28 protein-coding genes and 1 pseudogene are annotated in these 24,191 nt (G+C 49.2%); 9 read left to right on the top strand and 20 right to left on the bottom strand.

Features of this window, described 5'->3' with window-relative positions; translation table 11 throughout:
• Positions 1-83 precede the first annotated feature (83 nt).
• Positions 84-407, top strand: a complete 324-nt coding sequence (locus ASF12_RS20575; RefSeq protein ID WP_056038721.1) for a hypothetical protein — start codon at positions 84-86, stop codon at positions 405-407.
• A 28-nt stretch (positions 408-435) separates the two neighbouring features.
• On the opposite strand, the gene gndA is transcribed toward ASF12_RS20575, so the two are convergent.
• The 7 genes from gndA to ASF12_RS20610 form a co-directional block, all read right to left on the bottom strand.
• Complete coding sequence (gene gndA / locus ASF12_RS20580) at positions 436-1,848, bottom strand: NADP-dependent phosphogluconate dehydrogenase (RefSeq protein ID WP_056038723.1); 1,413 nt, start codon at positions 1,846-1,848, stop codon at positions 436-438.
• Positions 1,849-2,129: 281 nt separating this feature from the next.
• Positions 2,130-2,726 carry a hypothetical protein gene (locus ASF12_RS20585; RefSeq protein WP_056038727.1) on the bottom strand — a complete coding sequence of 199 codons (597 nt, stop codon included), beginning with the start codon at positions 2,724-2,726 and terminating at the stop codon, positions 2,130-2,132.
• Positions 2,727-2,943: 217 nt separating this feature from the next.
• Positions 2,944-4,671: a DUF4179 domain-containing protein gene (locus ASF12_RS20590; RefSeq protein WP_056038730.1), complete on the bottom strand. Its 1,728-nt coding sequence runs from the start codon at positions 4,669-4,671 to the stop codon at positions 2,944-2,946.
• Positions 4,625-5,182 (bottom strand): RNA polymerase sigma factor, encoded by a 558-nt coding sequence (locus tag ASF12_RS20595; protein WP_056038733.1) that lies wholly within the window; start codon positions 5,180-5,182, stop codon positions 4,625-4,627. The genes ASF12_RS20590 and ASF12_RS20595 overlap by 47 nt, the downstream gene beginning before the upstream one ends.
• A gap of 189 nt (positions 5,183-5,371) precedes the next feature.
• Positions 5,372-6,523, bottom strand: coding sequence for an ABC transporter permease (locus ASF12_RS20600; RefSeq protein ID WP_056038738.1), 1,152 nt, complete (start codon positions 6,521-6,523; stop codon positions 5,372-5,374).
• Complete coding sequence (locus ASF12_RS20605; RefSeq protein ID WP_056038740.1) at positions 6,516-7,676, bottom strand: ABC transporter permease; 1,161 nt, start codon at positions 7,674-7,676, stop codon at positions 6,516-6,518. Before ASF12_RS20605 ends, ASF12_RS20600 begins: the two co-directional genes overlap by 8 nt.
• A gap of 10 nt (positions 7,677-7,686) precedes the next feature.
• Positions 7,687-8,631, bottom strand: coding sequence for an ABC transporter ATP-binding protein (locus ASF12_RS20610; protein WP_056038743.1), 945 nt, complete (start codon positions 8,629-8,631; stop codon positions 7,687-7,689).
• 228 nt (positions 8,632-8,859) lie between these two features.
• On the opposite strand from ASF12_RS20610, the gene ASF12_RS20615 reads away from it, so the two are divergent.
• From ASF12_RS20615 to ASF12_RS20625, 3 genes are read left to right on the top strand one after another with little or no spacing between them, the layout of a single operon-like run.
• Positions 8,860-10,035, top strand: coding sequence for a sensor histidine kinase (locus tag ASF12_RS20615; protein WP_056038746.1), 1,176 nt, complete (start codon positions 8,860-8,862; stop codon positions 10,033-10,035).
• A gap of 15 nt (positions 10,036-10,050) precedes the next feature.
• Positions 10,051-10,746 carry a response regulator transcription factor gene (locus ASF12_RS20620; protein ID WP_056038749.1) on the top strand — a complete coding sequence of 232 codons (696 nt, stop codon included), beginning with the start codon at positions 10,051-10,053 and terminating at the stop codon, positions 10,744-10,746.
• A 4-nt stretch (positions 10,747-10,750) separates the two neighbouring features.
• Complete coding sequence (locus ASF12_RS20625; protein WP_056038751.1) at positions 10,751-11,413, top strand: DUF1054 domain-containing protein; 663 nt, start codon at positions 10,751-10,753, stop codon at positions 11,411-11,413.
• Between the two features lie 135 nt (positions 11,414-11,548).
• On the opposite strand, the gene ASF12_RS20630 is transcribed toward ASF12_RS20625, so the two are convergent.
• Positions 11,549-11,737 carry a hypothetical protein gene (locus ASF12_RS20630; protein WP_056038754.1) on the bottom strand — a complete coding sequence of 63 codons (189 nt, stop codon included), beginning with the start codon at positions 11,735-11,737 and terminating at the stop codon, positions 11,549-11,551.
• A gap of 203 nt (positions 11,738-11,940) precedes the next feature.
• On the opposite strand from ASF12_RS20630, the gene ASF12_RS20635 reads away from it, so the two are divergent.
• Positions 11,941-12,246 (top strand): DinB family protein, encoded by a 306-nt coding sequence (locus tag ASF12_RS20635; RefSeq protein WP_056038755.1) that lies wholly within the window; start codon positions 11,941-11,943, stop codon positions 12,244-12,246.
• Positions 12,247-12,483: 237 nt separating this feature from the next.
• Here the strand turns inward: ASF12_RS20635 and ASF12_RS20645 are convergent, their stop codons facing one another.
• The gene (locus ASF12_RS20645) at positions 12,484-13,659 is read right to left on the bottom strand and encodes an MFS transporter (protein ID WP_056038762.1); all 1,176 of its coding nucleotides are present in this window, start codon (positions 13,657-13,659) and stop codon (positions 12,484-12,486) included.
• A 21-nt stretch (positions 13,660-13,680) separates the two neighbouring features.
• On the bottom strand, positions 13,681-14,967 hold the full coding sequence (locus ASF12_RS20650; protein WP_056038766.1) for an MFS transporter: 1,287 nt from the start codon (positions 14,965-14,967) through the stop codon (positions 13,681-13,683).
• Positions 14,968-15,285: 318 nt separating this feature from the next.
• On the opposite strand from ASF12_RS20650, the gene ASF12_RS20660 reads away from it, so the two are divergent.
• Complete coding sequence (locus ASF12_RS20660) at positions 15,286-16,755, top strand: aminotransferase class I/II-fold pyridoxal phosphate-dependent enzyme (RefSeq protein WP_056039105.1); 1,470 nt, start codon at positions 15,286-15,288, stop codon at positions 16,753-16,755.
• Positions 16,756-16,957: 202 nt separating this feature from the next.
• Here ASF12_RS20660 and ASF12_RS20665 read toward each other — a convergent pair whose 3' ends face one another.
• The 3 genes from ASF12_RS20665 to ASF12_RS33855 all read right to left on the bottom strand — a co-directional run bounded on the left by ASF12_RS20665 (position 16,958) and on the right by ASF12_RS33855 (position 18,484).
• Complete coding sequence (locus tag ASF12_RS20665; protein WP_056038772.1) at positions 16,958-17,272, bottom strand: DUF1292 domain-containing protein; 315 nt, start codon at positions 17,270-17,272, stop codon at positions 16,958-16,960.
• A gap of 217 nt (positions 17,273-17,489) precedes the next feature.
• Entirely contained in the window at positions 17,490-18,053 is a 564-nt protein-coding gene (locus ASF12_RS20670; RefSeq protein ID WP_056038776.1) for a stalk domain-containing protein, read from the bottom strand.
• Positions 18,054-18,280: 227 nt separating this feature from the next.
• The gene (locus ASF12_RS33855; protein ID WP_081418934.1) at positions 18,281-18,484 is read right to left on the bottom strand and encodes a hypothetical protein; all 204 of its coding nucleotides are present in this window, start codon (positions 18,482-18,484) and stop codon (positions 18,281-18,283) included.
• Positions 18,485-18,622: 138 nt separating this feature from the next.
• Between ASF12_RS33855 and ASF12_RS20675 the strand changes: the two genes are divergently transcribed.
• Positions 18,623-19,348, top strand: a complete 726-nt coding sequence (locus ASF12_RS20675) for an MBL fold metallo-hydrolase (protein WP_056038780.1) — start codon at positions 18,623-18,625, stop codon at positions 19,346-19,348.
• Between the two features lie 103 nt (positions 19,349-19,451).
• Here ASF12_RS20675 and ASF12_RS20680 read toward each other — a convergent pair whose 3' ends face one another.
• The 3 genes from ASF12_RS20680 to ASF12_RS35790 form a co-directional block, all read right to left on the bottom strand.
• A complete protein-coding gene (locus ASF12_RS20680; protein WP_056039108.1) occupies positions 19,452-19,688 on the bottom strand; it encodes a DUF3892 domain-containing protein in 237 nt (78 codons plus the stop codon).
• Positions 19,689-20,341: 653 nt separating this feature from the next.
• The gene (locus tag ASF12_RS36610) at positions 20,342-20,536 is read right to left on the bottom strand and encodes a sigma factor-like helix-turn-helix DNA-binding protein (protein WP_081418935.1); all 195 of its coding nucleotides are present in this window, start codon (positions 20,534-20,536) and stop codon (positions 20,342-20,344) included.
• Positions 20,484-20,798: a hypothetical protein gene (locus tag ASF12_RS35790; protein WP_235533223.1), complete on the bottom strand. Its 315-nt coding sequence runs from the start codon at positions 20,796-20,798 to the stop codon at positions 20,484-20,486. Before ASF12_RS35790 ends, ASF12_RS36610 begins: the two co-directional genes overlap by 53 nt.
• 192 nt (positions 20,799-20,990) lie before the next feature.
• Between ASF12_RS35790 and ASF12_RS20695 the strand changes: the two genes are divergently transcribed.
• Positions 20,991-21,275 (top strand): WGxxGxxG family protein, encoded by a 285-nt coding sequence (locus ASF12_RS20695; protein WP_056038785.1) that lies wholly within the window; start codon positions 20,991-20,993, stop codon positions 21,273-21,275.
• 176 nt (positions 21,276-21,451) lie between these two features.
• Positions 21,452-21,970 carry a DUF3231 family protein gene (locus ASF12_RS20700; RefSeq protein WP_056038788.1) on the top strand — a complete coding sequence of 173 codons (519 nt, stop codon included), beginning with the start codon at positions 21,452-21,454 and terminating at the stop codon, positions 21,968-21,970.
• A gap of 577 nt (positions 21,971-22,547) precedes the next feature.
• Here ASF12_RS20700 and ASF12_RS34630 read toward each other — a convergent pair.
• The 4 genes and pseudogenes from ASF12_RS34630 to ASF12_RS36620 all read right to left on the bottom strand — a co-directional run bounded on the left by ASF12_RS34630 (position 22,548) and on the right by ASF12_RS36620 (position 24,017).
• Entirely contained in the window at positions 22,548-22,700 is a 153-nt protein-coding gene (locus ASF12_RS34630; RefSeq protein WP_155973320.1) for a hypothetical protein, read from the bottom strand.
• 212 nt (positions 22,701-22,912) lie between these two features.
• Positions 22,913-23,169: pseudogene (locus tag ASF12_RS20715) on the bottom strand (hypothetical protein).
• A gap of 313 nt (positions 23,170-23,482) precedes the next feature.
• Positions 23,483-23,590, bottom strand: coding sequence for a hypothetical protein (locus ASF12_RS36615; protein WP_442952543.1), 108 nt, complete (start codon positions 23,588-23,590; stop codon positions 23,483-23,485).
• 31 nt (positions 23,591-23,621) lie between these two features.
• Positions 23,622-24,017, bottom strand: coding sequence for a DNA methyltransferase (locus ASF12_RS36620; RefSeq protein WP_056038800.1), 396 nt, complete (start codon positions 24,015-24,017; stop codon positions 23,622-23,624).
• Positions 24,018-24,191 lie beyond the last annotated feature (174 nt).

Raw genomic sequence — 24,191 nt, forward strand, 5'->3', positions numbered from 1 at the left:
CACAGCAAATCGGGTATAAAAAAGTTCATTTTGCCGTATCGTTGATAATGATGCTTATATCAAACGGTAGGAGGGTTGCCGTAATGACCAATGATCGTGAATGCTCAGCCGCACAGAAGGCGGAATTGCGTATTAGCCGTATTTTAAACCCCACTCATCCGCTTTCCCGCGAAGATGTCATCTGGATGCTCGAATATATTAAAAAAAAGGTGGCTGACGATGATCCTGCTTTAGCAGGTTTGTCGCAGCCACGATTGTTGCGTAATTTTCATTGCTTTGCAGAAGCGGCCATGAGCCTCATTCACCGCGGGCGCGCTTCCGAACAGGAAGCCGATCGTTTGCGGAGCTGGCTCAAAGAAGCGTCTTACGGTTTAACCGCAGCAAAAAGGAGCGAGCCGCACGAATAATGCCGCTCGCTCCTCTGCAAAGGCTCGATTAAGATTGAATCCAGTTGTAGTGGAATGTGCCTTCTTTGTCCAGACGTTTGAACGTATGAGCACCGAAGTAGTCGCGTTGTGCTTGAAGCAGGTTCGCAGGAAGACGCTCTGTACGGTAGCTGTCGAAGTAAGCAAGCGCGCTTGCGAATGCAGGTACCGGCGTACCGTTCGATACAGCCACGGAAACCACTTCACGCCATGCGCCTTGGTACGATTCAACGATTTCCTTGAAGTAAGGATCAAGCAGCAGGTTGCGCAAATCCGCATCGCGGTTGTAAGCATCCGTAATGTTTTGCAGGAAGCGGGCACGGATAATGCAGCCGCCGCGGAAAATTTTCGCAATTTCGCCGTATTGCAGGTTCCAGTTGTACTCATCGGAAGCTGCACGCATTTGAGCAAAACCTTGTGCGTACGAGCAAATTTTACTTGCAAACAAAGCTTTGCGTACGGATTCGATGAATGCCGCTCTGTCGCCTTGGAATGGTTGTTTTGCAGGACCGCTCAGCACTTTGCTAGCTGCTACGCGCTCTTCCTTCATAGCAGACAAGAAGCGAGTAAATACGGATTCTGTAATGATGGAAAGTGGAACGCCCAAATCAAGCGAGCTTTGGCTTGTCCATTTGCCAGTACCTTTTTGACCAGCGGAGTCCAAAATCACGTCAACCATCGGCTTGCCTGTTTCTTCATCGTATTTCGAGAAGATGTCAGTTGTAATTTCGATCAGGTAGCTGTCCAGCTCGCCTTTGTTCCACTCGCTGAAAATGCTGTGAAGCTCTTCAACGCTAACGTCAAGCACGTTTTTGAGCAGGTCGTAAGCTTCGCAGATCAGCTGCATGTCGCCATACTCAATGCCGTTGTGCACCATTTTTACATAGTGGCCTGCGCCGTCTGGTCCGATGTATGTGCAGCAAGCGTCGTCGCCGACTTTTGCCGAAATAGCTGTAAGGATTGGCTCAACCAGCTTGTAAGCTGACTCTTGTCCGCCTGGCATGATGGAAGGGCCTTTCAATGCGCCCTCTTCGCCGCCGGATACGCCCGTGCCGATGAAGCGGATGCCTTTATCTTCAAGCGCTTTGGAGCGGCGCTGTGTATCAGGGAAATAAGCGTTGCCGCCGTCGATAATGATGTCGCCTTTGTCCAGATGCGGCAACAGGGAGTCAATTGTAGCATCAGTACCCGCGCCTGCTTGTACCATGATCAGGATTTTGCGCGGAACTTCAAGCGATTGTACGAACTCTTCAACTGTATAAGCAGCAACGAGGTTTTTGCCTGCTGCTTCCTGGATCAGGTCATCCGTTTTCTCGCGGGAGCGGTTAAATACCGACACCGTAAAGCCTCTGCTTTCAATATTAAGGGCCAAGTTTTTGCCCATGACTGCCAAGCCAATTACACCGATTTGCTGTTTAGACATCTGGTTCTTCCATCCTTTGTTATTGTATTTGGGTCAACAATAGCTCTATTTTACTCCTTTTGTGCAGAGAAGAAAACTAGTAGGGTTTAAAAATATAATCAAAACACCATCAGTTTTATTGACCGCTTTAGAAAGTTTACCTTATATTGCGCCAGAATGCGACCTTCCACTAGCAAACATTGCCGCCATCCGGGCTATATTAAAAAAAAAACGGGAATAACCGCAATGGCTACACCCGCTTTATCTATTTTGTACAACCTTTGTTCTCAAATAGACGGCGTTTACAATTCGAGTTGCAGCATTTCCAGCCGCAGCTCGCCAAGCTTTGCTTTTGACGAAAGGACAGCAGCCTCATCTACAGCTTCCAGCGCTTCATACAGAACGGACAGCTCGTAATCAAGCTCATAGCGCAGCACCTGGGCGCGCTCCTCTGCTCGTTTGGATTGAAAAGCTTTGATCATTTCTTCCATGGTCACAAGCGGCTTCTTCTGATAAATAATCCGATGTTCCATACCGGACACCTCCACAAGTCGTATAATCTCACCGAACATAATGCTCTCAATGACGATTTGACGATCCTTCATTCGCTTGACCACCGCATGACCTCTGGAATCATTAATGAGCTTTTCCAGCAGCTCCGACAACCTCTCGTCCCGGATTAAATAGTCTCCCACCATCTTGTAGCTATCCTTCATCCGCTGAAACTTAAGCTTCACCAGCTTGCGGCCTGTTCGAATCGAGATGAGAAACTGTACCTCCGTTTCGCTCCAATACAAGGAGTACCCTTCCTGAATGAGATCGCGGATGAGATTTTGGATTTGCCGCCGTTCAAATCGCAGCTCCAAATTGCAATACTCGACTTCGTGGCTCTTATTCACGGCAATCCCTCCTTCAAAACAGTGTCGTAACACCTTTCACAAATTTGACTAAATGTTCTGACAATTTTGTCTTATTTCTATCTTATACTCCATCTTATGTTCTGGCAACTTGGATTATTGACTAATTTTAAAGCGAAAGTGGATTTTGGGTAAAAAAATAATACAAGCCGCCCCTAAACCGGGGCGGCTGTCAGCGTGAGCAGCAGCTTCTACGCGCTTACTGCGGCAATATAGACGTACGGAGTTCCTTGTCTGGCGCATCCGTCGTATAGTAATACATGTGCAAATCAAGATTGTCTCCATCGTAGTTCCGGAAAACCTCCGTCGAGCTGTTAATGCCATCGCCAGAGAAATTCGCGGTCAATATCTCGCTAGGGAAGCTTTTCTTACCTTCCAGTCGGTACGTCTGGTTGACGCCGCCGAACGTCTTGTCATCGCTTTCGTTTTGGACGAACACATCCGCCCCTTTGCGGTAATAGGTCCACTTAACCTCGTAGCCGCCTACTTCCGTTGTCATGTGCTGCTTCTCTTCGGTTATGCTGCTCAGGTGAATGACAGCATCCTTGTCCGTATGCTCTGTTACCTCATAGCTTTGAATGAGCGTAATCGGCGTCTGCTCTGTAACAGTAAGCCCCTGTGGACGCTCAAACCGGATAGAATTGGTATACGGGTCGTCGCTCCCCCAAAAATGGCCTTCCAGTATGGTTCCTCCCACATCAAGCTCATAATTTTTGAAGGAATACTGCATATATTTTTGCTCATGGCTAGTAGCAAGCCTAATTTGAGTTGGTGTAATGACAACCTGATCAATATTAAAACTGCCTTGCGGCAAATCAATCGGCAAATGAACATCACGTTTAATCGTACCGGCTAGCATTGCCTGTTTATCGAGCTGAAGCGGGAGATTCCATTCCCCCTCAATACGATTCTCTTCACGTGCGTAGCTTAGGCTATACGTTATATTGCCACTCTTTAATTCGCTTTGTTTAAAATATTGCTGCATCGTATATTCACCATTAGGCCCCGGTTTCCCAAATGTACCGCTGCGGCTTGTTTTAATCGGCGTGTCCCCGCTCTTGACGGTCAGCTCTGGGTAAGCATAGCCCGACACGGTTTTATCTGTAAAGCTGAGCGCGGAAGATAGCAAAACCTCGTCTCCATTTTGCTTGAAAAGCTGGACTTCCAGCTTGCCCATTCCATCCTTATCCAAATTAAAAACTTGTATGCCATCGCTTGCTAAGTCCAGTTCAATGGGAAGAGACGCGTTTGAGATGAAGCTTGCCTCCGACGCCGTAAAATCCACCTTATCGACTAACTGCTCTGGCGTCCATTCCGTCTCGAAATAACCGCGGTACGATTGGCTGGCCTCATCCCAGCCTCTCATTGAGTAGTTGCCATCAATCGTTTTACCGTTTGAGTCCGTCAAATGCATATTTGTGAAGGATAAATAACCGTCCTCCCCATCTGGTGGAACGAGGCTGTACAGCAGCACGGTACGATTGTCATCAACAACCGCTGTATGAATCGTAAACGTTGCATCGTCCTGTACTGCCGACTTTTCAATATTTTGTCCCATCCCTTGAGCTAATGCCGATTGAATGCCGCTTCTGCCATTCAGCAGCTGAATCCAGTCCATTTGATAGGCAAAAACCGGAGTCGCCGCAACTAAAGCAACGGCTGCTGCTATAAATAGACCGCGCTTCAGGCTGCGCGGCTTCCGCAAAACGCGCACAGATTCGTGCCCGGATGCTGCTGCACTAGATTTTCCTTGCTGCAAGCCTGCTCCGTTCAGCTGAGAACCCTCTGTTAGGGCAGCCCCTTTGCTGCCAATGGCTCCTTCAACGCCTGCTTGCTCAATCCGCTGCCACATCGCCTCAAAATCCGGATAGGCTGGCGGTTTAACTTCTTTTAAACGCTGAATCATTTCGTTCTCTGATGGCTTCATAGGACAGGCCTCCTTGTTTATTATGGGTCGAACTGCTTTCCAGCGACTGCTTCATCAGCTTCAGTCCTTTGTGCAGCCGCGATTTCACCGTGCCTACTGGAATACCTAGAATGTCTGCTATTTCTGGCAGCGTCTGCTCCTGCATATAGCGCAGCGCTATTACTGAGCGAATTTTCAGCGGCAGTTGCTGCACAAGCCTGCTGTATTCTTGATCCGTTTCCCGCTTCTCGACTACCTGCTCCACCGTTTCCGGCTGTCTGCGAGACAGCCATTCGCTTAAGCTTTCTTTAAGCCTCCCATTTTTGGAGCGGCGGATTGCATTCAGGCAGCAATTGACTGTCAAGCGCAGCAGCCAAGCTTTAAGCTGCTCCACCTGCCGCCATTCCTTGCGGAATGCTGTCACGAATACTTCCTGGCATATATCTTCCGCATCCGCTGCATTTCTGAGCATGTAGTAGCATGTTTTATAGACGTCCTTGTTATATTGCTCAAACAGCTCTCTTTCCGTCATAACCCGCTTTCCCTCCTCTCGCTCTCGCCGTGTACACCCTATTAACAATTAACGGAGTCAAAAGGTTCACTTTTCGCTCTCTAAATAATTCCACGCAAAAATAGTGCAGGCCCTCCCCACCAGCAAGCTGCGCCAGTGAGCAAGTACATGCACTATTGTAAATGATTCAATAGAGAAGCTGAATCCCCGTTATTGCTGGCTTGGGCGTAGTACAGCCGCGCCGAAAATAAGCAGTACGACAGCGAACAGCATTAAAATCAATATCGGCTGCGCAATGTCTAAGAGCCCGGCGCCTGTGCTCAGCCGGTCAATGGCTTGCAGCGCCCATTTTTGCGGCATGAAATTGGCCAGCTTCTGCAAAAATTCCGGCATCATCGACAGCGGAAAAAAACAGCCGCTGATCATCGAGGTAGGCGAGACAATGAGCAAATTGATTTGGCTGAGCTGATGGGCATTTCGCACGAGCCCCGCCACAGCCGTCATCACGCCTATTGCCGCCAGCATAAAGCATTCCAATACTAAAAGCATCGCACCGAAGGAAACGCCTGGCGAATAGCCAAATACAAAATAAGTGAGCGAGAGCACCAGCACAAGCTGAATGGTGCCGACCAATATGCTGCCCAAATAATTGCCTAGAGCAATATCGAAGGCGCGAAGCGGCGCCGTGTACATGCGCTGCATCGTCCGCATTTCCCGATCCTCCATTATAAAGCCGACAGACTGGCTGACCAGCAGCATGAGAAAAAGCAAAATCGATCCAATCATAATCGGATTGGCAGCCACTACCCCTAGCTTCATCGGAGTATGCTCTACGCTGACCGCAGGCTTCGCCTGCTGCTCCAGCAGCTCGCTCAGCTTCCCCGCATCAGGAGCAGCACCGCCAGAGGCTGCTAGCAGCAATTGTACGGAAGCCGCCATGCTGCTAGCCTCAGCCTCAAGCGAGGCTAGCAGCGAGGCATTCCACAGCTGCTCTGTCCAGCGATACAGCACCGGCTGTGGCTGCTCGCCGGCAAGCAGCCGCTCCGTGAAATCGGCAGGAATAAAAATGGCCGCATCCGCGTCACCAGCAGCAACGGCTTCCCTGAGCTGCTTGCCCGTCAAATCCGTCTGTATGCGCACCTCATAAAGCGAGTCCTGATTCACAATGTTCAGCATATAAGCGCCGAAAGCTCCTCGATCCGCATTGCTGACCGCAATAATTTCTTTATCCGCTTGCAGGCTGCTGAACAAGCCAGCGATAACCGACAAGGCAATTGCAGGAAGCAGCACATTTAGAAAAAAGCCCCGGCGCGTCCCCATCGTTCTGCGAATGAGCTGCATCGCAATTGGCAAGCTACGCATGCTGCTTCACCACCTTAGGCAAGCGAATAATTGCAAAAATAGCAAGAACGGCGGCTATAGCAGCCAATATACCGATATTTTGCCAAACGAGAACGCGGCTCGAACCATCCATTAAGCCGCGCAGAGCAGCATTCGCCCAAAAATTAATATTCAGCTTGCTGATAAGGCCGAGCTTGTTCTGAATCATCGCAACCATGCCCCCGCTTAAAAAAGTCATGCTGAAAATAATCGTGTTAAACAGCGTCTGCATCGTTTTGACGGTTTTGGCAAAAGAAGCTATCGTCAGTGCTAGTCCAGAGCCCGCGATAATGGTCAGCAGTGAGATAAGGGCGATTCCCCAGTAAGCCCCTCCCCAATCGACGCCGTAAACATACTTGGTAAAAACAATAATAATAATCGTCTGCATCACGCCGAGCAGCGCCGCACCGCTAATGATGCCCGCTACAACTCCATTAAACGACGCAGGGATGCCATATAAGCGCTGCAAGGTTCCTTCTCTTTTTTGCCGCAGCAGTGAAACCGCTCCCGTCATGCCGCCATACTGCAAAAACATGACCAAATAAGCGACAGAATAATATTGGATAGCCGATACAGAGCCGAAGGATTGGTCCGACCCGCCGCCCAGCGTCTGCACTTTAACGAGTGCAGCTGCATCCGTCTGGCGGCTCTCCAGCCCGGATAAGCTTTCAGGCCCAAGCACCTTGAAGGCCGCCACCTCCATGTTCACCTGAGACAGGTACGAACGAACGATAGAATGGGCCGCAATATTTTTACTCCCGTCATGACCGTCGAGGGTGTGCCAGCTTACGCTTTCTCCCGCTGCAAGCTTGGCGGAATAATTAGCAGGAATGATAACGCCGTAATCGGCTGCTCCATCCTGCACCGCCTCCCGCACCTCAGCCTCTGAGGAGAGCGCTGCGGGACGAACGTATGGGAGGATGTCAGCTCCTTGCCAGAAAGCATCTACACCTTCGCGCATCGCCCCTTGATCGGCATTGTATACCGCCACCTTCGCTGGTTTGATTTCGCTGTCAAAAGCGCTGCCAAGCAAATAGATGAGCAGCAGCGGAAGACCAGCGAGCACCACAAGCAGCGCATGCATTCGGCTTATTTTTATCCATTCATAGGTTAACGTAATCCACCATGTCCGCATGTTCCGCCCCCTATTCATCGCGAAGCAAGCGGCCGGTTAACTGGAGGAACAAGGACTCCAAATTCGGTTCGACGCGGGTCAGTTGCCGCAGCGAAATGCCGTGCTTTTGCAAAATAAACAGCAAATCCTGAAGGACAGATGGCGAATCCTTCACGGTAACCTCAAGCCTTCTCTGGCCGTCCTGCTCGTCTATCTTCTTGACGGCCGGATGCTCGCTCATCTCCTTCGCCGCAGCTGGATGGGCCTGATCGACTTCAAAAATAATGCGCTCCTCCTGCCCGACCTGCTGTCTGAGCTGCTCCTTGCTGCCGCAGGCAATAAGCTTGCCTTTATCGACAATGCCAATTCGCGAGCAAATCGCATCCACTTCCTCCATGTAATGGCTCGTGTATATAATGGCCGAACCCAGACGGTTAAGCTCGCGCACCGACTCCAATATATGATTGCGGGACTGCGGGTCGATGCCGACCGTCGGCTCATCCATAATAATAAGCTTCGGGCGATGGGTAATCGCGCAAGCAATGTTCAGTCTCCGCTTCATGCCGCCTGAAAACGTTGACGGCTTGTCTTTTGCCCGCTCCAGCAGCCCGACAAACTGCAGCGACTCCTCCACCCGCTGCTTCAGCAGCTTGCCTCTGAGTCCATACAATTTTGCGAAAAAAGCTACATTTTCCCAAGCGGTCAGCATGTCGTAAATCGCCAGCTCCTGCGGCACCAAGCCAATGAGGCGCTTAACGTCCAGCGGCTGCTTGCGGATGGAATATCCGCCAACGGTAATTTCCCCGCTACTCAATGGCAGCAGCCCCGACAGCATATGGATGGAGGTGCTTTTCCCCGCTCCATTAGGCCCAAGCAGTCCAAATATTTCGCCTTCGCCAATATCAAAAGTCAAATGGTTGACGGTAATGGTGCTGTCATATTTTTTAACGACATCTTTAAATGTTACTAGGCTCATCAAGCGCTCATCCTCCACGTTTATCATCTTGTGTCCATTATAAAACGCCGCCTCACGAGCATACAGCTCTACAAAGTCACAAAATGAAGGTGACGAAAGTCATATCATTGGCTCCGGCTGTATACAGCCGGTTTTTGGCGGATTATGCTATAATGAAACGATATAAATTAAAATGAAAAAACGCCTTAGGACGATAAAAGCCTAATGCGCTGCGGGAGCTAATCCGATATGAACGTACCATTTCACTGGTTTCGAGGCCTATTAATTGCTGGACCCGCAGTCATCAGCGTATTCTCGATTTCAGCTGCAAGCTATGCCTTTTATACGATCGGCGTACTGATAGCTTTGTCCCTCATTAAACTAGGTTCGCTGTTTCCGAAATACACGGCGTTGATTTTGTTGATAGAGCTGCTTGGCTTCGGATCGTTCGCCTATCATTTTGGCGGCGTCTTGTTTCTGCTCCCCTTCTCTACTTTAATAGCAGCCTTAAGCACGAAGCCCTCAGCTGGCATGGCCGCATTATGGACCCTGGCTGGAGGGGCATGCCTCTGGATCGCCATGCACGAACAAGCGCCGGGCATGATGGCTGCTATGCTGCTGCTGTGGCTGACGATTGCGGCGGTGCTGCAGGCTGCCCAGCAGGTAGAGGACAAGCGCAGCCAAGTGGAGACGCTGTATGCAGCACTTGCGCAAAGCCATGAGGAACTGGAAGCCGCAAGGCGCCGCATGCAGAGCTACGCCTCGCAGATTGAGCAGTACGCGCAGACTGAAGAGCGCAATCGCATTGCGCGGGACATTCATGACGATCTCGGGCATCGCTTGATTCGGGTGAAAATGATGTCCGAGGCCGCGCTGCATCTGTTCCAGGCAGACCCTGCCCGCGCGCAGGCGACGGTCGGGCAAATTCGCGACCAGCTGCAGGACAGCATGGAGCGGATGCGCCAAACGGTGCGCAGGCTCGCAGTGCCTAGCGAAGGAGACTCGAGGCAATATGCGCTGGACCGACTCGTTACAGATTCCGGCGAAGCGCTCGGCATCGCAGTCGCCTTTGAGGTGCAGGGAAATCCGCGCCCCCTCTATCCAAGCATGGAATTTATTTTGTTCAAAAATGCGCAGGAAGCCATTACGAATGCGGTTCGCCATGGCGGCGCTACAAGGGTAAAGGTAACGCTGCTTTTTCAGCCGAACACCGTAGCCCTAACGATAGCCAACAATGGGGCTGTGCCCGAAGGGGCCATAACAGCAGGGCTTGGCATGCGCGGCATGCGGGAGCGCATTTCATTAATCGGCGGAAAGCTGTCCTGGCAGTCGGAGGTTGGCTTCAGCGTGACGACTGAGCTCCCGCTGCTAGGCGGCAGTGCTGCTAATGATGCAGGCGAGCGACAAGCATTTGTGAAAGGATAGGAGGAAGCCGCTGCCATGATTACGGTATTGATTGTAGATGACGACCCGTTCATTCGGGAAAGCATGCAGGTTATTTTGCAGCTTGACCCGGAGCTCCACGTTGCGGGGGTATGCGCCGACGGCAAGGCGGCCGCTGAATTCGTGCAATCAACGAAGGTTGACGTCGTGCTGATGGATATTCGCATGCCTGGCTGTGATGGCGTCGAAGGCACACGGCTCATTCGGGCACAGGAGCAGCCTCCTGCCGTCCTCATCCTGACCACCTTCGATGATGACGATTATATTGTGCAGGCGATCCGCTGCGGCGCTGGCGGCTATTTGCTGAAGAACGTACCGCCAAGCCGCATTATTAACGGCATTAAAACCGTACATGAAGGCTCGCTGCTCATTCATCCCGATATCGCCCGCAAGCTGGCGGGCATGATTACGATGCCAGAAACAGAAGAAGCTGCAATAACTGAGCTTTCTTCAGAAGAGCAGACCAGCAGCGAGCTTGCGGCACGTTACAGCTTGACGCAGGCCGAGCAGCAAATTATTCGACTCGTGGCCGAGGGGCAATCCAATAAGGAAATTGCCGCATCGCTTTTTTTAAGTGAAGGCACGATCAAAAACTATATTTCCGATATGCTTCACAAGCTGGGGCTGCGGGATCGCACGCAAATGGCGATTTTTTATTTGAAATTATCATTCATTCCAAGCAAGGAGAGATAACCATATGACCATAAATACAGTAGCAAACAGCACGACCGAATTTACAGGATTTACACAAGAGGACTTCGATGTGTTTCAGCTTCAGGGATTAGCGGAGCGCATGGCGGGAATCCAGGAAAAAATCCAGCCTAAGTTCCACGCCATTGGCGAGCGCTTGCGCACCGAGCTTTCCATGCAGGCAGGCGACGAAATGTTTCTGCATGTAGCAAAGCATGCCCGCCGTTCCGTAAATCCGCCTAAGGATACTTGGCTCGCCATTTGCAATAATAAGCGCGGCTATAAGGCGCATCCTCATTTTCAACTGGGCCTTTTTGACGATCATCTATTTATATGGTTTGCGCTCATTTACGAGACGCCGAATAAATCCCGCATCGCTTCCGCTTACTTGAATCAGCTTGATGAGGTAATCGCGCAGGTTCCTTCCTCTTATGTCATTTCGCTTGATCATACGAAAAAGGAATCCGCTGCCGTCAGCGAAATGTCGGATGAGCAATGGAAGCATGCCCTCATCCGCTTCCGCGACGTGAAGAAGTCAGAGCTGCTCATCGGTCAGCATATTGCGGCTGACGACCCGATTTTGCGTGATGGCGAAGCGCTTATGAAGCTTGCTTCCTCAACCTATGAATCGCTGCTGCCGCTGTATCGCCGCTCGCTCGTGCAGGAATAAGACGCATAAAAGTATAGCACATGCTAAAAGCCGCTGCCCTTGTCTATTGCAAGGTGCAGCGGTTTTTTGTTGATCAGCAAATATTTCGGACATGGGAGTTGATGGGCTGAAAAGTAAGTGTTAGCCTATCGCTGATCATTTCGATAGCTTGCTTTTCAGCAGCCTTGCCGAGTAGTATGCAGCTACTCCAAACAGCATGACAGGCAATACCTGCAGCCACGCCCAAATAGGAGTGTTGTCCACCCAGCCAACGGTTACGTTTTTCTGCAAGTAGTCTACAGATGCATATTGTTCCATGATGTCGGGGACGTAATGTTTTGTCATATATATGCCTACCTTCTCCTCTCCTTGTAATCATATCCTCATATTACCATATATTTATTTTTAAAAAATAAAACTCTGTCCCTTTATCCTCAAAAAAAAGCAGCTCTAAGTATTCATTGCGGATGCCCAAAACGACCGAGACAAGCCTTTCCACTCCATCGCGTTTATAGTACTATCACTATATAAGGGAGGAGAGTTAATTTATGGTGAAACAACTGATCATCGGAGACGCCATGCATGAGCTGGCCAATACACGCCGAATACTGGAGCGCTTGCCCGAGGAGCATATGGCGTGGAAACCGCACGAGAAATCGATGACACTCGGAGGGCTCGTCACGCACCTGGTCAACCTGCTGAACTGGCAATTAGCTATGCGGGCGATCGCGCTCCGCACCTTTGGACTCAGCCATATGGTTCACCACCGGGCTCAGCTTGGGGTTTATTACCGCCTTCTCGATATTCCGGTGCCTGGCCTCTACGGTACTTCAGCCGACGAAGAAGGCAAATAAATGAAGCTGCACCGAACAGTCGTGGGGCATCGGCATGATCGCCTGTACTCTGCGACTATTTTATTCGGGACGATTTTCGGGCTAATCGTTTTTTTGTCACATATGAGTGCCCCTTTTTCTCCCGCCAGACCGCCCAGATATAGAGATTCCCCATTTCTTCTGCCCCCAGAAAAGAAAATAGAGCTGCCCGAAGGCAGCCCCAAAGAAAGTGATGATATTTGAAACACACGAGAAATATTAAGCTTGCGCTACAGCTTTCTTTTTATCCAATTGACGGAATTGCGCGAGCAGCAGCAGCGCTGCCAGACACAGAATGCCTCCGGATACATAAGGAAGCCTCAAATCCAGTGTAAACAGGAACGTTCCCGCCAGCGGCCCAGCAATTCGTCCCAGGCTGTCCATCGACGAGCTGAGGCCAGAGGCAACGCCCTGCCCAACTGTCGTCTTCTGGGTAATTAATGACGTTACACAAGGGCGAATGAGCGCATTGCCGATGCCGAACACGGCCAAGGAAAGGGTTGCCCACCAAAGCGAATGCGCAGCGAGCAGCATGAAAAAGCCGATGCTCGATATAACTAGCCCGATGGCAATGTATTTGCCCTCTTCGCCAGCTTTGATCCTTCTGCGCACGACACCACCTTGAATTAAAGCCCCGACAAAGCCGCAGACGAAAAATAAAATCCCAACCTGCAGCGGCGTTACATCAAAGCGCCTCATGCCGAAAAACTGCAAGGTCGCTTCTAATCCCGCCAGTGTAAAGGTAACGAAAAACGCAAGTATGTACAAATATTTAAGCGGCCCGGTAAATGCTTTCCAGCGCGACTCTCGGCGGCTCGCCCCGCTGCGGCGCTGCTCCGGTGTCAGCGATTCCTTGAGCTTGGCCCATGCAAGAATGAAAGTAATCAGCGCAAGGATGGAAGCTGCATAAAACGGCATCTCCAGCGACACGAGGCTCAGCAGACCGCCAAATCCCGGCCCAATCGTAAAACCGAGGCCGATTGACATGCCAACCAGTCCCATGCCCTTGGTGCGCTCCTCGGGCGTTGTAATATCCGCTACGTAAGCAACAATAACCGAAGTCACTGCACCGGAAAATAACCCTCCCAGCACACGGGACAAATACATCAGCGTCAAATTGCCCGACGACAAGCCGAATAATACAAAGCTTAAAGCGAAGCCAAGTACGCCAATGAGAATGATAGGCCGTCTGCCGATTCGGTCAGACAAGCTTCCCCAAACTGGCGACAGCACAAACGATACGGCCGAATACACCGCGAGCATCAAACCCGTATGCGCCTCAGCGCCAAGCGGATCTGCTGCTTTAATAATTTCGGGCATGACCGGGATAATAATCCCGAAGCCAATAAATGTTGTCATTAAGGTAGCCATTACAATTAACAAGCGTCTGTCCATTAAGCTCATCCCCTCCACACGTTATGTTATCATAACTGGCTGTTTTCTGGTAATGAACAAATGGAGAACAAATAGGACGAGCAGCATTGCACCGCTTACTAAAAATGGTGCCTGATGCCCGAATGTATCCCACAGCTTGCCGGACAAAATCGTGCCCAGCACCATGCCGGAGCCTTCGATCGTCAGGAAAAAGCCCCATACTGCACCTCGCTCTTCTTTCGGAATCGCTTGAGCAATTAAAGCATTCCATGCCGGGATGATGCAGGCATAGCCAAGTCCTACAATCGCCACAATAACCAGCACCAGCGGCAGTGAACGAGTCATGCCTAGCAGCGGCAGCGAGATCGCGGCGAGGAGAAAGCCGACATGCAAAAACCATTTTGTCCCGAGCCGATCGACAAACTTCCCGACTGGGATTAGCCCCAGCACTGTAATGGCGCCGCCCGCGATAAGAAACCAGCTGTACTGGGCAGGCGTCAGATGGAGCACTGAACGCGCGAACAGCGTTAAGATCGGCGTCAACAGCCCCAGCGAGAAGTTCTGCACAAACATTGCCGGATAAAGCAGCTTGCTGGCATGAAGCGACTTGCCCACCTTGGCAAAATAACGGCTGGCCCGAACTTTGAGCGGCTCTCTTGCAGCATCACTTGTGTTCGCTGCATGCGAATCCGTCTGCGCCGCAGCCTCTTCCGCTGCGCCTGAACGCTGCTTCATGCGCCCGCGACCGGGCAGAAACATCGTCGTCAGGACAACGACGATCATGCCGCCAATAATGAGGCGGAACGCTGCCGTATACGAGCTGGACAGCAGAAAATTAATCGCAATCGGCCCCGCGCCCACGCCAACCAGCCAAGCGACATAGACGACACTCATCGCCCGGCCGCTCGCTTCCTCTCCAGCCTCCTCTGTTGCTCCTGTAATGACGCAAGGCCATAGCGGGGACGACCCGATGCCAAGCAGCAGGCAAGCGACTACAATCCAGCTCGTATGATGCACGAAAGCGACAAGCAAAACAGAGGTGAACGTCAGCACAATACCCGCAAGCATTACGGAGCGGTAGCCCAAACGGTCAATAAGCCAGCCAATCGGGCTGCGGAACAAATTATCGCCAATATATTGCAGCGCCAGCGCCCAGCCAATCGCATAGGCAGATAAACCCAGCACCGTACCCATGTACACTGGCAAAATGGAGATGAGCAGCGCGCCCTTTACAAATTCAATAATAAACATAATAATCAGCAGCTGAATAATAAAAGGAGAGCGCCAAATAACGACGCCGGATGGCTTTATGCCCCTATGTTCTTTCATTAAATATCGAGCCTCCGTTTCTGCTGCAAGCAAGCGATCCAGGTGAAACGGCTCGCGCTGTCCTTTGGCAGCGCGGCGCGTTTCATTCCGAGAAATATAGAGAAAGGATTGCGCAATGCTATACTTTCCTATATTTCAAGCGCAAACGGCTGTCGCCGTCCTTTGGCGGCAAAGCACCGTTTCGCGTAGAAATATAGAGAAAGTACCGCGCAATGCTATACTTTCCTATATTTTTAAAAAAAGCTTCTTGCATTCCGACTTGTTTTTGCTATACTCAACCTTGTTTGTATTTTAACTAGAGAGGCAGGGATGAAAGCGATGGATCATAACAAAACCCCGCTCTTCAGCGCATTACGCCGCCATGCGGAACAGAATCCAACCCAATTTCATATTCCAGGACATAAGAAAGGGTTAGGCAGCGATGCCGAATTTCGTGCATTTATCGGCGATAATGCGTTATCGATCGATTTAATAAATATAGCTCCGCTGGATGACCTGCATCAGCCAACCGGCGTTATTGAGGAAGCCCAGAAGCTTGCAGCCGATGCTTTCGGCGCAGATTATACTTATTTTTCCGTGCAAGGAACGAGCGGTGCCATTATTACGATGATTATGAGCGTCTGTCTTCCCGGCGATAAAATCATCGTTCCGCGCAATGTGCATAAGTCCATTATGGCAGCGATTATTTTTGCAGGTGCCCGTCCGATCTTTATCTCACCCGTGCGTGACGAAAATCTCGGCATTGATCACGGCATTACGACACGCGCTGTCAAACGCGCGCTGGACAAGCACCCCGATGCGAAAGCAGTGCTTGTTATCAACCCGACGTATTATGGCGTATGCGCCGACCTGAAGGAGATCGTCGATCTCGTGCATACGTTCGATATTCCGGTTCTCGTAGATGAGGCGCACGGCGTACTCATTCATTTCAATGAAAAGCTTCCGATGTCTGCGATGCAGGCTGGCGCAGATATGGCAGCGACGAGCGTTCATAAGCTGGGCGGCTCGATGACGCAAAGCTCCGTGCTGAACGTGCGCGGCGGGCGGGTTAATCCCCACCGCATTCAGACGATTATCAGCATGCTGACGACAACGTCGACATCCTATATTTTGCTGTCATCGCTCGATACGTCGCGCCGCAATTTGGCTTTGAACGGTCACAAGCTGGCTGAACAAGCGATTGAGCTTGCCCAATATGCGCGCAAGACCATCAATGAAATCCCCGGCTTGTACTGCTTTGGACGGGAAATTTTAGGTGGCGAAGCTACCTTTGATCTCGACCCAACCAAGGTCGCTATTCATGTCCGTCATCTCGGCATTACCGGCTATGAGACGGAAAACTGGCTTCGTGACCATTTCAACCTCGAAATTGAAATGAGCGATATGTATAACATTCTTTGCCTTGTTACGCCTGGTGATACATCCGATTCGATAGAAAAATTGCTGGAGGCGCTGCGCGCGCTGTCGGACAGCTTCAATGAAGGCGCCGAGGCCCGAGAACTCGTTGTCAAAATCCCGGATATTCCCCAGCTGTCGCTCTCGCCGCGCGATGCTTTCTACGGACAGACCGAGGTCGTTCCGTTCAAAGAGTCGGCTGGCCGAATTATCGCCGAGTTTATTTATGTTTACCCACCTGGCATCCCTATTCTACTTCCAGGCGAGGTTATTTCCCAGAAAAATATCGACTACATCGTCGAGCATGTTGAAGTTGGCCTCCCCGTTAAAGGTCCGGAGGACCGCAACGTAGAATTCGTTAAAGTCATTTTCGAGGAAACGGCTATTTCCTAGACATCGTTATATTTCAAGGTGAAACAGCTGACGCCGTCCTTTGGCGGAGCGGAGCGTTTCATTCCGAGAAATATCCTTTCCTATATTTGAACAAAAGACACCTGCTGTCCCATGAGCATTCGCCCTTGGTAACGCAGGTGTCTTTTGCATGCAAAGCTTAGCTGCATGATGGCTTGGTAGAGCAGCGTAAAGAGCGAGAAATCTACTCTTCTTTTGCCGCGTTTTCAGTAACGGCGATTTCTTCATAAATCTTCGTTACGCGATCCCATTCTTCATCGTCTTCGATACCAACGAGGAATGCCTCGTCGTTCTCTTCCTCGATGCGGAAAATAACGCCGTCTGCTTCAGGATCATTGCGATCCAGCAATACCGCATAAGCGTTGTTTTCGGATTCAAACGTATAAACCATGACCATTTCGCGTTCTTGGCCCTCATCGTCCGTTACAATAAATACACTTTCTTCATGTTCATGGTCTTCTCCGCAACCGCAATCTGCGCCATGATTATGCTCAGTCATTGTTTTACCCCATTTCAGTCAATTATCCATACCTGTGTATCGTACCATGAGTCCTAGCAGCGGTCAAACAAGCGTAAACGGCTGTCGCCGTCATCCGGAGGCAAAGCTACCGTTTCGAGGGTGAAATATAAGAAATTATAAGCTTGAAACTAATAATTTCTTATATTTCGAAAAAGCCCGCGTTTCCTCCACTTGGAAGAAACGCGGGCCATTGCCGTTATTGCGAAGAAATCAGCTTCTCCGAGACGAGCGTCCAATCGTCGGACGAGCTCGTTTTCAGGAAAAATCTCACCGCATATTTTCCCGAATACTCGAAGTTATACTTCATGTCTTCCGTCCGATACCAGAAGTTATCCTTCGTAATCTTATCGGTCTGTGTCTGAATAACCTTCTCGCTGCCATACGGATCAAATATAGATACTTTAACCGCGGCAATATCCGTCTTCAAATTGTCGACCTGCGACAATACGCTGAACGTATATGAGTTGCCCTTCGTCACATTGCCAAACAGCTTGCTATCCTGCATAAGTACAATATGTACATTCGGTCTCGTTAAGGTTGCCTTCTTATTCTGCCCATCCCAATTGACGATGGTTTGCAGGCTATTGGCTATTTCCCGAATCGGCAGGTAAGTCTTGCCATCCACCATAATGCCGCCATCTTCAAGCTCGCTGCCATTCAGGAGAACCTTAACAGTCTGCGATGCTGCACTCGCAATCATTAAGGTACTGCTGCATAAAAAAAGCGCCAGCAGCAAAACCGCTACTTTTCTGAATTTCATAGATGAGTACCCTCCATCCGCTTTGTCTGGATATATGGTTATACTCTTCAAAATGAATAGAGTTGCGCTGTTACAGAAACTTTTTCAGCCTTGTACCAGCGCTATATTTTGTCTCCAGCATAGGCGGGTGCTCTCCCTTTTTTCAGACGATCATTTACAGGGATTTAAGCAGCATGCCCGTGCGAAAAAAATTGTAGAAATGTGCGGTTGCCTGGGAAATATTCGGGTTAATGATACGTACGGGTGAGCACGCAAGGAACCCCTTTTCCAACTGCGCCCGGCTCAGACATTCGGTCCAAATACGCGAGTCCCCTTGCACAAGGTGTCGGACACACTTCGCAGACTGGGGATAGCACCAATTTGTAGTGGTACTGTTTCCGTTCACCTGACGGTTGTTTCTTCTTAACGTTTTTGCCTTTTCCTTTGCTCATTGATGCTCTGTCCTCCCTGCCGGTTCTTGCTCATGCATTATATGTAGCTACCCGGCAAAGGGTATCTCTATTTGTCAGTTTGCCATTCATTTGATACATTGGATGTAGCGAGATGATTTCTATGACGGGGGTGTTCCAATGAATATACAAATGATCGGAACTGGGAGTGCTTTTGCCAAGAAATATGATAATAACAATGCGTTAATTGAGGTGCCTGGGTACAAGCTGCTGGTCGATTGCGGCATTACGCTGCCTAAGGCGCTGCACGAGACGAATCGTTCGTTCGATGAGCTGGATGCTGTGCTGATCAGCCATATTCATGGCGACCATGTGGGCGGGCTGGAGGAATATGCTTTTCAGATGATGTTTCTCTATGGAAAAAAGCCGGTGCTGTACATCGCCTCCTCGCTAGTAGAGCCGCTGTGGGAGCAGACGCTGCGCGGCGGGCTGACGCAGGGACCGCTTCAATCCATTAATGACTTCTTTGAAGTGAGACGGCTCGAGGAAGGCGTAGAGCATGAGCTGCATCCGGGCTTGAAGGTGAAGCTGCTTCAAACCGAGCATATTGTGGGGAAAGACAGCTATTCGTTTATTTTCAATCAGCAATTTTTTTATTCGGCAGATATGAAATTCAGTCAAGCGTTGCTGGAGCAGCTTGTTGAGGATGGCGTCGATACGATTTTTCACGACTGCCAGCTAATTGCGCCCGGTGTTGTACATGCCTGTCTCGACGAGCTGCTGACACTGCCAGAGCTGCTGCAGGAGAAGGTGTGGCTCATGCATTACGGGGATACGATGGAAAATTACATAGGCCATACGGGGAAAATGCGCTTCGTTCAGCAGCGTGAGATTTATACGGTGTAGGTACGAGTCGCAGAAATGATCAGCAACCATAACAAAAAGAGCCTGACGCTTTTTCGCGTCAGGCTCTTCTTGCTGCTGGCTATGCTTAGCTCAGGCTTGCCGTTTAAAACATCGGAAGCTGGTCCAAATTGTTTGTAGGATCGCCGTCCGCGTCGCCACGGATATACGTTTCACCATCTCTGCCTTTGAAAGCATTCACACCAGCGATCTGCCCTGCCTGCACCTCTTGCAGCGCCGTCTGGTAATCCAGTACACGGCCCGATGATGTTTTAAAACTCGTCAGGTCACCGTCGCCATTTTTCTGTACCGCTACAATATGTTCTCTTTCCCCGCCAGTCATTTCATTTGTGCTCATTCAAAGCTCGCCTCCTTCGGATTGTGAGCGGCAATTACCGCCCGCCACTCGGCATTCAATCGATAGGATGCGTAGCTTTTGAAAATTTTATACGGCATGATGCAAATATTAATCAGAAACAAAAAAGACCGAAAACCCTTGTTATAAAAGGATTCTCGGACCTTCTTTACTGTATGATCTGTAGTGGGCTCGAACCACTGACCCCTACCCTGTCAAGATAGTGACAAGGTATTACCATAGCTTCCTTTGACCTCCTAGAGCTTGCTGGCATTGCATTTCCCTCATTTGTTAATAGTCTTTGTCTTCCTGTTCCCACCCCTACTATTCACTATTGCGGCACCAACTTTCGCGCCAATTTTTTAATGGTGTGATGCCTTGATATTAAAGGGAAAATAGTGATTATTGGGGTGGGCCTCCTATATTAAAATTTAGCCTCTCCTTCCATCCATCTAAGGAATACACTTTTCGAAACTTTCTTCATTCTCCCGATCCTCAATACATGGTATTGTCCCGAGTTCATCAAATCGTAAGTTTGCCTCTCGCCAATCCCGAGTATCTTTTGTATGTCGGATGCCACTAGCACGGATGGATATTGTTCTGTGCTTGTATATTCTTCTGGCATAGTATAAACGCCCCTTTCAAAATAATGTACCTTCCCAGCCTTTTGACACTTTTTCATGAGCTCTCTTTATATAGGTTGAAACACTACTTTCGGAGAGTTTGAGCATCCGTGCAATCTGTTGATGCGGTATCGCATGCCCATGAGCCATTACATAACATTCACGCTCCTGTGGGCTTAATCTCCAATACTTCCTCCAGCGCCTTTTTCTCATCCTCAGTGAGTGACGATCCGCTCCGACTATTAACCGGATTCGCAAAGCTCTGCATAATCATCGGGTCCAGCAGCACGGTATTTTGATACACGCTGCGCCGCTCAATGCCCCTGCGCGTACCTGGCTGCTCGCCTCCAGTAGCTCGGGATTGTCGTGTATGTTGCCGATGACCTCTATTGACTCTCTGTCGACCACATAAAACCCCAACCCAATTCGATGACATAATCTCTTTTACAATGCGGGCATGTGACGATATCGCCAATTCCAAACTCTTCTGGCACTGTCGTTCCCTCCCATGTATTTCTGTATTCTTCAATCCATTTCGGAAGGCTGATTCTATAGGCTTTTTTTCGCATCTAGATCATAATGATTTTTTATCGAGAACAGAATATTTATTTTCCCCGTAGGGAAACATATACTCGTGATAAATTCAAAACAAGGAGCGATTAATGTAATGAAAAAATTATTCCCGTTGCTATTCACCTTAGTAATTCTGTCATCTGCACTGTCTATTCCTGCCTTTGCGCAAGGAACGCCAAGCCTTTCCCATGCAACAAACAACAGCCAGATGAACAGCTATGGAACAAACAATAATACAGAAGGTAACACAAATCTTAACGCGAACAACTACCGAACAAATGCCACGACTGATGATAATGATTTTGATTGGGGCTGGCTCGGATTGCTTGGCTTGGCCGGACTGTTTGGTTTAAGAAGCCGTGATCGGGAACGCACCTAAAAAATTAACCAAATAATTTTTCCAAAAACCCCTGCTTAAAACCAGGGGTTCTGTATGTTTGGCAGCCTCAGCTAGAAGTAATTTCAAAAATCAAAATATACGCAGAATTGCATATTTATCTGATCTCTGAGCAAATTAATTCAGTAAAAATCAAGGAATGAAAAGGAGCAAATTAAATGGGCATTTTAAGCGGTAATCCAAAAGACGAACCTATGCACTATGGTGAAATCTACGGTGTGTGGCAAGCTTCAATGGTAGCAAAAGGAATCGTGTCATGTTACCAAGCGTTCATGAACCATGCCGGCGACAAGGACCTCAAGAAAATCTTGGATGCACTTATCGACCAAGCGAAGCTTGAGATCAGAGAACTGGACGAATTACTTACTAACAATGGGATTGCGCCTGCTCCTTTATTAGCGGAAAGACCACCAGTTAAACTCGAGGATATCCCAGTTGGTGCGAGATTCACTGATCCCGAGATTGCTGCTGCTATCTCCGCAGACACGGCTGCAGGAATCGTTGCATGCAGCCAAGCTATGACGCAATCGTTAAGGGAAGATATTGGTGCATTATTCGCTAAATATCATCTCTCGAAGACAGGTATTGCTGTTCGTATTTTGGAAATGAATAAAGAAAAAGGTTGGCTAATTCCCCCTCCGCTCCAATTAAAAAGACCTGAGCCGGTAAAAGCTTAATTTTATCGATCCTGCTTTCATAAAGCAGGATCTTTCTTTTCAGATAAATGGTCATTTCCCTCGACTTCATAGCCCTGCGGGAATACTTTTTTCGCATATCCATGAACGTCATTCGTTTTAACCGTGCCCGACTTTACGTTTATATGCATGTGGGCTTTGCTCGCTACGTCTCTAATCCACGCCGCATTTTCTAATATTTCCTTGTCACTCATATCCGTGATGCGATCTAACTTTTTTCAAAGTTTCCTGCCTGTTCATCTGTCGTTCCCTCCCATTTGTCACCTCACTTAGGGCGTTAACATACATTGTTATTGCCTACACACTTGAAAAGGATGGTAACGATTTGGATAATAGGATGGCATGGGAACATCATTTGAATTTAGCCTCTACGTATAAGATGCTTGCTGATAAATATGAATATATAGATCATCCGTTACACGTTTACTATGGAGGCGAATATAGAAAACATCTAAGTGAAGTTGAAAAGCATTTCCTTGCTATGCATCAGATGCACCCTTCTTGAGCGGCCAATAATGGCTGCTTTTCTTTTTTTACCCTCCTCTATGCACTTCATTATTCATTGTGTTGTATCGTTGAGTTGGCGGTAATTCTCGAATTCTCCGCCCTCACCTTCGCATACCGGACATTCAAATGCTGTATTGTCCAGTTCGTACAAAACGCCTGCTCCGTCGCATAAAAGGCAGTTCACAAATTTATTGCCTTCCGTCATGATCAGCCCGCCTAGTACCTGTTAGCCTGACTCTCGCCTGAACTGATTATAAAAATGACTCGCTGGCATCGTATGCTTGTCCGTGTCGTAATCGGTACGTCGGTAATGGATATCGCCGTCTACGTCCTCGTACATCGCGAATACCAGCTCGACGTCAGATATGCTCTCGAAAAAGTAATATAGCTTCTGTCGGATGTAGATTTTACGGCCCATCAGTATCCTTTAGCTTGATCATCCCAATTCCAAAGCCCCTGCTGCCCCTTGGCTGCTATCGGCCCTGCAAGCCGCCGAACCTCTGTAAGCTCCCATGCGTAACGGCCTTCCTCATACCAACCAAAATTGACTTCTGGCTTCCAGCATGAATTGCTAGTGCCCCCCGATGCTTCGTCGACCAACCGCGCGTTTCGTATTGCTTGGCACCAATCGCGATTAGTGTCGCCCATGGCTGTATGATCGTAATAGCTTTCATTTTGTGCTCCACCTCCACAGCTAAAACCCCAATTTTACCCAATATATCAAATGCACAATCGAATCAATTAAACTTTGAATATAATAGATTAATTGACGGAAAGGAGATGATTTGAATGGGATACGAATATGCCAAAAAGAAAAAGGTTAAAGTTATATTTGTTAAACCTGGTCAAAAAATTCTTATTATCGGAAAGAAGCATTGGAAAAAGAAACCTCATTGCTAAGCTTGTGGAGTGCTTGCTCATACAAGCGCTCTTACATACTCGATCCGGACTATCATTTTAAGCTTGCTCCTTTCCCCTCTATAGGGGTTATAATTGCAGCATCTGCTGAACGTTAGCCGTCCGGCGTTCAGCTATTTCCACGTATTGCGGCCCGATCTCGATGATCGTACATTTTCGCCTGTGTTTATGCACCACTTCTAAACTCGTGCCACTCCCGCCGAATGGATCAAATACCTTGTCGCCAACCGAGCTGCCTGTTCCACACGGAGCGTTTATTCCGGAAGCCAAAATACTTCACATCTACTCTATCTTCTCTATGCTGCTTGCTCTTACCAGGCACGTCTCCTTCATTAACCTTTCGAGCAAAACTGTATGCCGCACCTACTGCCTTCATGGTCCCGTTCGTTTTGGCGCCTCCGTTTGCGCGATTTGATCCAGCTTGCCCCTCGAAATCCTGTGACAATCCCACAATGCTAGATGCTGCCATTGGTTCCTTAATCGCTTCGGCGTTGTAGTAATATTTTTCCGATTTTGACATGAGGAACACGTATTCATGAGCCTTTGTAGGGCGATCCCTGACGCTCTCCGGCATGCAGTTAGGCTTATGCCAAATGTTGTCCATTCTGAGATACCAGCCGTCTGCTTGGAGCGCGAATGCCACACTTCACGGTATGCCTATTAAATCTTTTGGCTTAATACCCTTATTAACAGAAACTCGGCAGCGCGAGCCGCCCTTTTTGGGATTTGCTGGGTCTGGCCAATTCTGATCGGCGCGAGTCTGTAAAATATTCTGTGT

It is taken from the genome of Paenibacillus sp. Leaf72, assembly GCF_001422685.1.
In the GTDB taxonomy this organism is placed as follows: Bacteria; Bacillota; Bacilli; order Paenibacillales; family Paenibacillaceae; genus Pristimantibacillus.